Here is an 11,983-nt window from a genome sequence, read left to right as displayed (position 1 = left end):
GACTCTTTGACACTGTTTTGACAGCTCCTCGACAAATGGCCACCTAGACTTTCCACCATCAACTGGAGGGTTTTGTGGTCATGTCGCGGTACTGGTTCGGCGTGTGCATTGCGTTGTTGCTGTCAGGTTGCGAAACCACCCACGAGCAGATGCTCACCCATGGTTATCCCCCTGCCTATGCCGATGGCTTTCAGGACGGTTGCAGCAGCGGCCGCCAGGCGGCCGGGCTGATGGTGGGCGGCTTCAGCAAAAACGTGCCGCGCTACCTGCACGAGCGCCAGTACGAAACCGGTTGGGACGACGGTTTCCGCCAGTGCCATGCCATGCAGAACAGTGAAGAACAGCGCGCGTACCACGAACGCTTCTGGGACCAGCGCGACCGCGAGTGGGAGCAGGAAAAGGACCGAGGCGCTGCCAAGGCTTATCGCCACAACTGAGTCGCAAACGGACATCCCTTGAAACCGACGGCCTGCCATGATGGTCTCCTGCACACAGGAGGCCCCGCATGAGCCGAGCATTCGTCAACGAAGACCAAGCTGCCGCCCAGGCCGACCAGCCGGTGGAGCGACGCGTCAGCGAACAACCCAACTACGTCACCGCCAACGGCCTGCACCTGCTGCAAACGCGCGTGGCCGGGCTGAATGCCTTGCGCAGCGAACTGCAGGCGCAGGGCGAGCGTGGCGACAAGCAGCGGCTGGCCGATACCGAGCGGGACCTGCGTTACTTCAGTGCACGGGTGCAGAGTGCCCAGGTGGTGCCGGCAGCCACTTCACGCAGCAAGGTGCAGATTGGTAGCCGCGTACGGTTTGTCGATGCGCAGGACCAGGAGCAGGTGGTGCAGCTGGTAGGCGAGGATGAAGCGGATGCTGGGCGGGGGCTGATCAACTGGGGTTCGCCGCTGGGACGGGCGTTGCTGGGCGCGCGGCCTGGGGATGAGGTGGTTTGGCGGCGGCCGGCGGGGGATCAGGTGATTGAAGTGGTCGAGATCGAAGGTGAGCCCTGAAGGGGCCGCTATGCGGCCCCAAAACACTTCAGGTCAGACTACGCCTTGGGCCAGCATCGCATCAGCCACTTTCACAAAGCCTGCGATATTCGCACCTTTGACGTAGTTGATACGGCCATCCGCCTCTTCACCGTAGTGCACGCAAGCATGGTGAATCGACTGCATGATGTTGTGCAGCTTGCTGTCCACTTCACCGGCAGTCCACAGCAGGCGCATGGCGTTCTGCGACATCTCCAGGCCCGACACGGCCACGCCGCCGGCGTTGGAGGCTTTGCCCGGGGCATAGAGGATGCCGGCGTCCAGGAAGATATCCACAGCTTCGAGGGTGGTCGGCATGTTGGCACCTTCGGCCACACAGATGCAGCCATTGCGCAGCAGGGTGCGGGCGTCTTCGGCGCCCAGCTCGTTCTGCGTGGCGCACGGCAACGCGATGTCGCACTGCAGGCTCCACGGGGTCTGGCCCTTGCGGAACTCAAGGCCGAACTGCCCGGCCAGCTCGCTGATGCGGCCACGCTTGACGTTCTTCAGTTCCATCAACGCGTCCCACTGGGCATCGGTCAGGCCGGCTTCGGCGTACAGCGTGCCTTCGGAGTCGGACAGCGAGATCACCTTGCCGCCCAGGTCCATCACTTTGCGCGCCGCATACTGGGCCACGTTGCCCGAACCGGAAACTGCCACGCGGCGGCCGTCGATACGCTTGCCTTGGCGCTTGAGCATTTCTTCGGCGAAATACACGCAGCCGTAGCCGGTGGCTTCCGGGCGGATGAGGCTGCCGCCGTACGTCATGCCTTTACCGGTCAACACCGAGGTGAACTGGTTGGCCAAGCGTTTGTACTGGCCAAACATGAAGCCGATTTCGCGGGCACCCACGCCAATGTCACCGGCCGGCACGTCGCAGTCAGCGCCAATGTGGCGGTACAGCTCGCTCATGAACGCCTGGCAGAAGCGCATCACTTCGGCGTCGCTCTTGCCTTTAGGGTCGAAGTCCGAGCCACCCTTGCCGCCGCCCATGGGCAGCGAGGTGAGGGAGTTCTTGAACACTTGCTCGAAGGCCAGGAACTTCAGCACGCTGAGATTCACCGACGGGTGGAAGCGCAGGCCGCCCTTGTAAGGACCGATGGCGCTGCTCATCTGGATGCGGTAGCCGCGGTTGACCTGCACCTTGCCCTGGTCATCGACCCAGGAAACGCGGAACAGCACCGCGCGCTCAGGCTCTACCATACGCTCGAGAATGCCCGATTGCAGGTAGTGAGGGTTGGCTTCAAGGAATGGCCACAGGGTGCGCAGCACCTCTTCCACCGCCTGGTGGAATTCCGGTTGGCCAGGGTCACGCTGCTGCAGGCGTGCAAGGAAATTGTCGACAGATTCGATCATGGTAGACATCTCACCAAGAGGATTAGACTTATTGGTTTTTTTTCGAATGTACCAAGAAGCAATCGCACTGGAATAGGGCGAAATGTCGTTTTTTTGAAATTATTTGGTGCGTTTTATATAAGTGTATACAAAGAACGCGCCCCATAAGCTGTTTACCCGCGTATGGCAGGCACAAAAATGGGGCCCCGAAGGGCCCCATTCTTGTGCATCAGAACGCCGGCTTACTGGGCCAGTTTCTTGTGCCGTACACGGTGCGGCTGGGCAGCAGCATCACCCAGGCGCTTCTTGCGGTCGGCTTCGTACTCGGTGTAGTTGCCTTCGAAGAACACCACGTTCGAGTCGTCTTCGTACGCCAGGATGTGAGTAGCCACACGGTCCAGGAACCAACGGTCGTGGGAAATCACGATCGCGGCGCCCGGGAAGTCCAGCAGGGCTTCTTCCAGCGAACGCAGGGTTTCGACGTCGAGGTCGTTGGACGGTTCGTCGAGCAACAGGACGTTACCGCCCTCCTTCAGGGTCAGGGCCAGGTGCAGGCGACCGCGCTCACCACCGGACAGGTCCTTGACGAACTTCTGCTGGTCGCCACCCTTGAAGTTGAAGCGGCCAACGTAGGTACGCGACGGGATCTCGTAGTTGCCGATGCGGATCTGGTCGGAACCGTCGGAAATCTGCTGGAACACGGTCTTGGCGCCGTCCAGGTCTTCGCGGCTCTGGTCCACGCAGGCCAGTTGCACGGTTTCACCGATCTCGATGCTGCCCGAGTCCGGCTGCTCCTTGCCCATCAGCATGCGGAACAGGGTCGACTTACCAGCACCGTTACCGCCGATCACGCCGACGATGGCGCCTTTTGGCATGGAGAACGACAGGTTGTCGATCAGCACGCGGTCGCCGTAGCCTTTGGATACGTTCTTGAACTCGATGACCTTGTCGCCCAGGCGCGGGCCAGCCGGGATGTAGATCTCGTTGGTTTCGCTGCGTTTCTGGAATTCCTGCGACTGCATTTCTTCAAAGCGCTGCAGACGGGCCTTGGATTTGGACTGGCGAGCCTTGGCGCCTTTGCGCACCCACTCCAGTTCCTCTTTCATGGCCTTCTCGTGGGCGCTCTGCTGCTTGGATTCCTGCGCCAAGCGGTCCGACTTGGCTTCCAGCCAGCCCGAGTAGTTGCCTTCGTACGGAATGCCGGCGCCGCGGTCCAGTTCCAGGATCCAGCCAGCAACGTTGTCGAGGAAGTAACGGTCGTGGGTAATGGCTACCACGGTGCCCGGGAAGTCGTGCAGGAAGCGCTCAAGCCACGCCACCGAATCGGCATCCAGGTGGTTGGTCGGTTCGTCGAGCAGCAGCATGTCGGGGGCCGACAGCAGCAGGCGGCACAGGGCCACACGGCGCTTTTCACCACCGGACAGGTGTTCGATTTTTGCGTCCCAGGCCGGCAGGCGCAGGGCGTCGGCGGCCACGTCCAGCTGGCGCTCCAGGTTGTGGCCGTCAGCGGCCTGCAGGATGGCTTCCAGCTTGGCCTGCTCGGCGGCCAGCTTGTCGAAGTCGGCATCCGGGTCGGCGTAAGCGGCGTAGACCTCGTCCAGGCGGGCCTGGGCGTCCTTGATCACGCTGACCGCTTCCTCGACCACTTCGCGCACGGTCTTGGTCGGGTCCAGTTGTGGCTCCTGCGGCAGGTAGCCAACGTTGATGTCGGGCATCGGACGGGCTTCGCCGTCGAATTCCTTGTCGACGCCCGCCATGATCCGCAGCAGGGTCGATTTACCGGCGCCGTTCAAGCCGAGCACGCCAATCTTGGCGCCTGGGAAGAACGACAGGGAAATGTTCTTGAGAATTTCCCGCTTCGGCGGCACGACCTTGCTCAGCCGATGCATGGTGTAGACGTATTGAGCCAAAACCAAGCCCTCTAATTCAGATAGGTAAAGACATCGACGATCGCCCAGGCAGCATGGCCAGGGGGATGCGTGTTCGGGTGTCATTGGACAAAGACGACCATTCTACGCCAACGCGCGGCGTTGCATAGGAGGGGCCGTGGGTGGGGTGGGATCGGTGTTGTCCCTGGGGGGCATTTGTTGGCTTTGCCGGCCTCTTCGCGGCTAAAGCCGCTCCCACAGGTACTGCATTGCCCTTGAAGGCAGTGATATCCCTGTGGGAGCGGCTTTAGCCGCGAAGAGGCCGGCACAGCAGCCGAGATGGCTCAGACGTGGCGCTGTTTGGCCTTGCCCCGCGGCAACCGGCAACGGTCGCCCTGCTCGGCCAGGCGCGCGGCCCAGGCGGACTTCACGCTGAAGCCGCCGCTGCGGGCAGGTTGCTGCTCGGCCACATGAGCCGGCCTGGCAGCCGCAGGCGCAGTGCCGACCACCTTGGCAGCAGCCTTGGCCGTAGCCACTGCCGGCGCTGGCGCTGCTGCCGCTTTGGCGGTCTTGCGCAGTTCAGCCAGCGATGGCGCTTTGCTCTTGGCGCTGGCGCCAGCGTCAGGTTTGACCAGCGAGCGCTGGCAAGACTTGCAGGATACGTCCTCGGTCACGGCAGTGCTGACAAGGGTCTGACTGCTGCGCCCGCAGGCGGAATCGAGGCCATTGGAGGAAAAGTGAGTAACCAAAACCGAACATCTCCGATGCGTTGTCATGTGAAGCGGCGGCTATTCTCGCACAGGTTGCAGGGGCTTGCCGAACCACCGGGCAGGCACCATCGGTCAACATGGCTGGCACTTTGCCATAATCCTAGGCATGCTAGCCGGTTTCGGGTGTCCGGCTTATAGTGCGCCACCGTGCATGATCCTTCCCTGCCATCGCCAGCCCAATCGCAGGATCAACGCTTGACCAACCTTACTCATCCGTCGACATTGCGTACCGCGCCACAGGCGCCCGCCGCTACCCTGCGCGGGTCGGTCAAGGGTGCGCTGGCGATGCTTGCCCTGATCCTGCTGGGCCTGCTGCTGTGGCAGCTTTTCGCCCAGTTCAACCACACCCAGGCCGACCTGCGCAAACAAAGCCTGGATGCCACTGCAGAACTGGCCGACCACCTGAGCCTGAACATGGCGTTCAAGGCGCAGCAGGCGGTGAATGTGCTGCAGCCTTACGTAAATGCGCCGCAGCCTGCCGCCCTGCCGAGCCTTCTGCATACCCTGCGCGAGCGCCTGCCTGCGCTGCAGAGCGTGGCCTGGCTGGACAACGCAGGGCAACTGCGCGCCGACAGCCTGCCCGGCAGCCCCGACCGCCAGTTGCTCGGCGAGTTGCTCACGCTGAACCTGGGCCGCCCGTACTTCTTCACCAATTCAGCCGACAACCGTACCCTCTATCTGCTGCTGCGCCAGTCCCCCGAGCAGGACCGTGGCTACTGGCTGCTGCGCCTGTCGCCAGACTATTACAGCACCCTCACCACCCACCTTGATGGCGCCGGCCACCCCCTGTGGCTGCTGGAAAACAGCCGCAGCGGCGAGGTACTGCAGCGCCACGCGCCAACCGACACCGGCAGCGAGCCGCTGCAGAGCGTGATGCTGGCCTTTATAGACAACAGCACCTGGCAACTGCGCGGCCTGTTCGACGCGCAACTGACCCAGCAGAAACTGCTGCCTGCACTGATCGGCAAGTGTCTGCTGGTGCTGTTCTGCGCCCTGCTGCCGGTGCTGGCCCTGATCAATATGCGCCGCCGCCAGCGCGCGCTGCAGGAGGACCGCCGGCGTTACCAGGAAATTTTCGAAGGCACCGGCGTGGCCTTGTGTGTGCTCGATCTGTCCAGCCTGCCTGGCCAGCTCGACCGCTACCACCTGCGCAACCGCGCCGCGCTCAAGCACAGCCTGGCGCTGGACCCAAACCTGCGTCGCTCGCTGCTGCTGGAACTGAAAATCACCGAGGTCAACCAGGTCGCGCGCCAGCTGCTGAACATCGACTGCCACGCAGGAGCCTGGCAGCGGCTGATCGACGGCACTGGCGATGGCCGCGACAGCATCGGCATGCAACTGATCGACGCGCTGATCGAACAACGCCCGCTGCTGGAGCTGGAAGTACGCCTGCCGGCTCCGCTGGGCGGCGAGTTGCATCTGTGGCTGATGGCACGCCTGCCGCAGCAGCGCCGCGACTACCAGGCAGTCATTCTCAGCATCAGCGACATCACCAGCCGCAAGCAGGTGGAACTGTCGCTGCTGGAGCGTGAAAGCTTCTGGTCGGATGTGGTGCGCACCGTCCCCGACCAGTTGTACGTGCAGGACGTGCACAGCCAGCGGATGATCTTCAGCAATCGCCACCTTGGCCAGACCCTGGGTTACGACCGTACCGAGCTTGCGCAAATGGGCGACCGCTTCTGGGAGTTGCTGCTGCACCCCGAAGACGCCGCGCACTATCAGGCCTTGCGCCAGCAACAGCGTGACAGCGGCCATGACCAACCGCTGCACTGCCAGTTGCGCTTCCGCCACCATGATGGCGGCTGGCGCTGCTATGACATCCGCGAGCAGGTGCTGACCCGTGATGCCGAAGGCCTGGTAACGCGCATCATCGGCGTGGGCAAGGACGTGACCGTGCAGATCGAGGCCAGCCAGTCGCTGCGCGACAGCGAACAGCGCTACCGGATGCTCGCCGAAAGCATCAGCGACGTGATCTTCTCCACCGACAGCCTGCTCAGGCTCAACTATGTCAGCCCTTCGGTGCAGAGCGTGCTGGGCTACCGGGCTGACTGGATTTTCGCCAACGGCTGGCAGTCGATCGTCGCCAACCCGGCCCAGCTCACCGGCATCTACAGCCTGATGGAACGCGTGAGCAAGGCCATGGGCGACCCGGTTCAACTGGCCCAGCTGCGCAGCCAGCTGCCGACCCAGCTGTTCGTGTTCGACTGCCTGCGCGGCGATGGTCGCAAGATCCCCATCGAACTGCGCCTGGTGCTGGTGTGGGACGATGACCAGCGCTTCGAAGGCGTGCTTGGGGTGGGCCGTGACATCAGCCAGCAACGGCGTGCCGAAAAAGACCTGCGCATGGCCGCAACGGTATTCGAGCATTCCACTTCGGCCATCCTCATCACCGACCCGGCCGGCTATATCGTGCAGGCCAACGAGGCGTTCAGCCGCGTCAGTGGTTATGCCGTCAGTGAAGTGCTCGACCAGTTACCGGGCATGCTCACCGTCGACGAACAGCAGGAAGGGCACCTGCGCTATGTGGTCAAGCAACTGCACCAGCGCGGCAGCTGGGAGGGCGAGGTGTGGCTCAAGCGCCGTGACGGCGACCACTACCCGGCATGGGTCGGCATTACTGCGGTACTGGACGACGAGGGCGACCTGGCCAGCTACGTGTGCTTCTTCACCGACATCAGCGAGCGCAAGGCCAGCGAACAGCGCATTCACCGCCTGGCCTACTACGACGCCCTCACCCACCTGCCCAACCGCACGCTGTTCCAGGACCGCCTGTACAACGCCCTGCAGCAGGCGGAGCGGCAGAAGGCCTGGGTGGTACTGATGTTCCTCGACCTGGACCGTTTCAAGCCGATCAACGACTCCCTCGGCCATGCCGCGGGCGATCGCATGCTCAAGGACATGGCCCTGCGCCTGCTGGCCTGCGTGGATGACGACGACACTGTGGCGCGCATGGGCGGCGACGAATTTACCCTGTTACTGCAACCGCGCCCCAGCCGCGAGCTGGCACTGAACCGCGCCATCCACGTGGCCGAGAACATCCTCGGCAGCCTGGTGCGGCCATTCGTGCTGGAAAACCGCGAGTTCTTCGTCACTGCCAGTATCGGCATCGCCCTCAGCCCGCAGGATGGCAGCGAGCTGAGCCAGCTGATGAAAAACGCCGACACCGCCATGTACCACGCCAAGGAACGCGGCAAGAACAACTTCCAGTTCTACCAGGCCGAGATGAACGCCAGCGCCCTGGAGCGGCTGGAGCTGGAAAGCGACCTGCGCCACGCCATGGAGCAGAACGAATTCATCCTCTACTACCAGCCGCAGTTCAGTGGCGACGGCAAACGCCTGACCGGTGCTGAAGCACTGCTGCGCTGGCGCCACCCAACCCGTGGCCTGGTACCGCCAGGCGACTTTATCCCGGTGATCGAGGAACTGGGCCTGGTCGTGGACGTGGGCGACTGGGTCCTGCGCGAGGCTAGCCGCCAACTCAAGGCCTGGCACAAGGCCAAGGTGCGGGTGCCGAAAGTGTCGGTGAACATTTCGGCGCGGCAGTTCTCCGACGGCCAGCTGGGCACGCGGATTGCCAACATTCTTGAAGAAAGCGGCCTGCCGCCGGCCTGCCTGGAGCTGGAGCTGACCGAAAGCATTCTGATGCGCGAGGTGAGCGAGGCGCTGCAGATTCTTGCCAGCCTGAAAAACCTGGGCCTGAGCATTGCGGTGGACGACTTCGGCACCGGCTACTCATCGCTCAACTACCTCAAGCAGTTCCCCATCGACGTGCTCAAGATCGACCGCACCTTCGTCGACGGCCTGCCCGAGGGCGAGCAGGACGCGCAGATTGCCCGGGCGATCATCGCCATGGCCCACAGCCTCAACCTGGCGGTAATCGCCGAGGGCGTGGAAACCCACGAGCAGCTGGAGTTCCTGCGCGAACATGGCTGCGACGAAGTGCAGGGCTACCTGTTCGGCCGACCGATGCCGACACACCAGTTCGAGGCGCAGTTCTCCAACGAAACGCTGTTCATGTTCCATTGATGCGGTACCTGCACTGGCCTCATCGCCGGCAAGCCAGCGCCCACAAGTGATGCATCAGCCTCAAGGCCAGCGCAATCCTGTGGGGGCCGGCTTGCCGGCGATGGGGCCATATGCGCCCCAAAAAACGGACCTGAAAGTCAACTCGGACGCCCGCCCAGCCCAGACACGGCGCGGGATGCAACATGAGCCCCATTGGTCCGCGACTTGATGCCACTTCATATGCCAGCCGCGAATCAATCGGTTAGAATGCCCCCCCAAACTACCCCGATCCTTGAGGACCGCCATGTTCAGCCGTGATTTGACCATTGCCAAGTACGACGCCGAGCTCTTCGAAGCCATGCAGCAAGAAGCCCTGCGCCAGGAAGAGCATATCGAGCTGATCGCTTCGGAAAACTACACCAGCCCGGCAGTCATGGAAGCTCAGGGCTCGGTCCTGACCAACAAGTACGCCGAAGGCTACCCAGGCAAGCGTTACTACGGTGGTTGCGAGTACGTCGACATCGTCGAGCAACTGGCCATCGACCGTGCCAAGGAACTGTTCGGCGCCGATTACGCCAACGTCCAGCCGCACGCTGGTTCCCAGGCCAACGCAGCTGTCTACCTGGCCCTGCTGTCGGCCGGTGACACCATTCTGGGCATGAGCCTGGCCCACGGTGGCCACCTGACCCACGGTGCTTCGGTAAGCTCGTCGGGCAAGCTGTACAACGCCATCCAGTACGGCATCGACGGCAACGGGCTGATCGACTACGACGAAGTCGAGCGCCTGGCGGTCGAGCACAAGCCGAAAATGATCGTTGCCGGCTTCTCGGCCTACTCGCAGGTTCTGGACTTCGCCCGCTTCCGCGCCATCGCCGACAAGGTCGGTGCCTACCTGTTCGTCGACATGGCCCACGTTGCCGGCCTGGTTGCCGCTGGCGTGTACCCGAACCCTGTTCCGTTCGCCGACGTGGTCACCACCACCACCCACAAGACCCTGCGCGGTCCACGTGGCGGCCTGATCCTGGCCCGTGCCAACGCCGACATCGAGAAGAAGCTGAACTCGGCTGTATTCCCGGGCGCCCAAGGCGGCCCGCTGGAGCACGTGATCGCCGCCAAGGCCATCTGCTTCAAGGAAGCCCTGCAGCCTGAGTTCAAGGCTTACCAGCAACAGGTCGTGAAAAACGCCCAGGCCATGGCCAGCGTGTTCATCGAGCGTGGTTTCGACGTGGTGTCCGGTGGCACCCAGAACCACCTGTTCCTGCTGTCGCTGATCAAGCAGGAAATCTCCGGCAAGGACGCTGACGCCGCCTTGGGCAAAGCCTTCATCACCGTCAACAAGAACTCGGTACCGAACGACCCACGTTCGCCGTTCGTCACCTCGGGCCTGCGTTTCGGCACCCCAGCCGTCACCACCCGTGGTTTCAAGGAAGCCGAGTGCAAGGAACTGGCTGGCTGGATCTGCGACATCCTGGCTGACCTGAACAACGAAGCGGTGATCGACGCCGTACGTGAGAAGGTCAAGGCCATCTGCAAGAAGCTGCCGGTGTACGGCAACTGATTGGCATTAGCCTGATGTGAAAAGCCCGGCCTCTGTGCCGGGCTTTTTCATGTCTATCGGAAACAGGGCCAAATGGGCATCCCGCTGAGGCTGCCCTAGCCTGCGGTCTCCTTACTACGCCCACCTGGAGCCCGCAATGGCTGATCATCAAGCGCTGTCCTTCACCGCTACCTTGTTAGTCAACGGTCACCCCCTGACCATCCTGAGCGAAGCCACCGAAGGCACCATCAGGGTTGCCCACCCCGACACTAACCTGGGGTTGATGGACGTGACCCATGCACTGGGCGTGCTAAGCACACCCGATGACGCTTGGGACGATGCCCGAGAAGCAGGGCATGTCGATTTTCACGTCACAGGCGACGTGGCGCCCGTGCTGTTCTACTTCCGTCACACCCCTGAAGGCTACCGCCTGTACATCAGGGGCGGCGAGCATGACGGCCAAGGCGTGTTCAAAAGCAAATATGGCGTTGCCATGGTCAGCCCTATTGAGGGCAGCGACCCGACCCCGTGGCAGATGCGCAATCCCCACACCCAGCACCCCCTCGACCTTGCAGGCATGGCTGTCGACTTTTCCATCATCAACCTGGCGTGCGCTGCGTCCGGGCAAAGCTTGGCCACCCATTTGATTGCCAATGGCGAAGGGGGCTATCTGATCACCCTGCGTTCCAAGCCTGCCACCAGCTTACGGCTGAACATTACCGAGCGCGGAGTGGACTGGGCGCGACGCTGAGTCGCTTGCCCCACATGCGCAAACAGTGCCGGGGCTTTCACATCAGGGAACGATCACCCGCTGCGGCGGTGTGGGAGGCGACTCTTAAGATCGCCTCTTTCCACAGCAAGGGTCATCACCATGTATAGCCACCGGCAACAATCATTCATCGCCCAGCTCAGTGCCCCAGGTGCGCACCTGAACTTCCTGGATGTGCTGCTGGGGCAGCCAGCCAGAATCCTGCTCGCAGGTAGCGGTGGTGGTGTTTTCAGTGGCAGGTTCAGCGAGCGGGATGACTCGCACCTGTTAGGCCACCTGCCCGTTGAAAACGCGCCGCCCCCTCCGACGCTGTACTTTCGCCACTCCGAAGAAGATTACTACTTGTATGTAAGAACGCCTGGCAACCATTTCGGCAAAGGCATCAGCCGAGGCAGGCATGGGGAAATCGGTGCCTACCCAACCCAAACTCTCGCCCCCGCCTGCTTCGAGCTGCTCGGCCCTAACGGCGCGCTGATACTCTCGGACATTCCTGTGAACGCCTTCCACTGCGTGTTACGTGAGCGTGCCTCCGGTATGTGCCTGCATCGCCACAAGCGTTTCGACGCTGCGCACACCTATGTATTTGCCAAGCGCGATGAGAGGATGCGCCTGACCCTCAACATTCTGGAGCGTAACGCCGCATGGTTGAGCGACCCGGATGAGATATAGGTAGCTGGG

9 protein-coding genes are annotated in these 11,983 nt (G+C 62.5%); 6 read left to right on the top strand and 3 right to left on the bottom strand.

Going from position 1 to position 11,983, the window contains the following annotated elements; all coding sequences use genetic code 11:
* Nucleotides 1–80: 80 nt before the first annotated feature.
* Complete coding sequence (locus AC07XM_RS21630; protein WP_016484822.1) at nt 81–437, top strand: hypothetical protein; 357 nt, start codon at nt 81–83, stop codon at nt 435–437.
* A gap of 68 nt (nt 438–505) precedes the next feature.
* Nucleotides 506–1,003 (top strand): GreA/GreB family elongation factor, encoded by a 498-nt coding sequence (locus tag AC07XM_RS21625; protein WP_016484821.1) that lies wholly within the window; start codon nt 506–508, stop codon nt 1,001–1,003.
* 33 nt (nt 1,004–1,036) lie between these two features.
* Here AC07XM_RS21625 and gdhA read toward each other — a convergent pair whose 3' ends face one another.
* From gdhA to AC07XM_RS21610, 3 genes are all read right to left on the bottom strand, one after another.
* A complete protein-coding gene (gdhA, locus tag AC07XM_RS21620) occupies nt 1,037–2,377 on the bottom strand; it encodes an NADP-specific glutamate dehydrogenase (RefSeq protein ID WP_016484820.1) in 1,341 nt (446 codons plus the stop codon).
* 221 nt (nt 2,378–2,598) lie between these two features.
* Nucleotides 2,599–4,266, bottom strand: a complete 1,668-nt coding sequence (gene ettA, locus AC07XM_RS21615) for an energy-dependent translational throttle protein EttA (RefSeq protein WP_016484819.1) — start codon at nt 4,264–4,266, stop codon at nt 2,599–2,601.
* Between the two features lie 302 nt (nt 4,267–4,568).
* Entirely contained in the window at nt 4,569–4,973 is a 405-nt protein-coding gene (locus tag AC07XM_RS21610; RefSeq protein WP_016484818.1) for a hypothetical protein, read from the bottom strand.
* A gap of 216 nt (nt 4,974–5,189) precedes the next feature.
* On the opposite strand from AC07XM_RS21610, the gene AC07XM_RS21605 reads away from it, so the two are divergent.
* From AC07XM_RS21605 to AC07XM_RS21590, 4 genes are all read left to right on the top strand, one after another.
* On the top strand, nt 5,190–9,020 hold the full coding sequence (locus AC07XM_RS21605) for a sensor domain-containing protein (protein ID WP_102689439.1): 3,831 nt from the start codon (nt 5,190–5,192) through the stop codon (nt 9,018–9,020).
* A 283-nt stretch (nt 9,021–9,303) separates the two neighbouring features.
* Nucleotides 9,304–10,557: a serine hydroxymethyltransferase gene (glyA, locus tag AC07XM_RS21600; RefSeq protein ID WP_012270418.1), complete on the top strand. Its 1,254-nt coding sequence runs from the start codon at nt 9,304–9,306 to the stop codon at nt 10,555–10,557.
* Nucleotides 10,558–10,693: 136 nt separating this feature from the next.
* Nucleotides 10,694–11,287 (top strand): hypothetical protein, encoded by a 594-nt coding sequence (locus AC07XM_RS21595; protein ID WP_016484816.1) that lies wholly within the window; start codon nt 10,694–10,696, stop codon nt 11,285–11,287.
* A 120-nt stretch (nt 11,288–11,407) separates the two neighbouring features.
* Nucleotides 11,408–11,974: a hypothetical protein gene (locus tag AC07XM_RS21590; protein ID WP_016484815.1), complete on the top strand. Its 567-nt coding sequence runs from the start codon at nt 11,408–11,410 to the stop codon at nt 11,972–11,974.
* Nucleotides 11,975–11,983 lie beyond the last annotated feature (9 nt).

The sequence above is a fragment of the Pseudomonas sp. GW460-LB5 genome, from assembly GCF_059423245.1.
This window is presented reverse-complemented; position numbering and strand designations above follow the sequence as displayed.